General features: G+C 75.7%; 1 pseudogene. It reads right to left on the reverse strand.

Annotation, left to right across the window (positions count from 1 at the left end):
• Positions 1 to 28 precede the first annotated feature (28 nt).
• Positions 29 to 391, reverse strand: a pseudogene (locus AC2W7G_RS18445) (nucleosidase); the annotation flags it as partial.
• Between the last annotated feature and the right edge of the window lie 112 nt (positions 392 to 503).

Here is a 503-nt window from a genome sequence, read left to right on the forward strand (position 1 = left end):
GTGCGGGGCGTCCGTGCGTCCGGACCGCCTAGACGTGCGCGGCGAGCCACTCCCCCAGCCGGCGGGCGCACCCGTCGACGACCGCCGGCCAGTCCAGGGCGGACTCGTCGGCGCCGTCGCTGACCACCTTCACCAGCCGCACCGGCACGTCGAAGGCCTGGGCCGCGCGGACGATCGCGTAGCCCTCCATGTCCACGAGCGACGCGCGGGTCGCCAGGCCGTCCCGGACGACCGGGTCGGTGACGAACCGGTCACCGGTCGCCAGCACGCTGCCGTCGCCGCCGGCCAGCGTCACCTCGTCGGCCACGTCGTAGCCGAGCGCCCGGATGCCCGCCGCGTCGAAGTCGTGGTTGACGACGCGCGACGGCTCGAACAGGCCCGTGACGCCCTCACGGAGCGCGCCGTCAGGTGCCGACGTTCACGACCTGCGACGGGCGCAGCCGGGCGATCGCCTCGGCCGGTGCGCACCGCGGCCTCGACCTTGCCGACGCCGCACACCAGCA

It is taken from the genome of Aeromicrobium sp. PFPM2_SD2, from assembly GCF_057364525.1.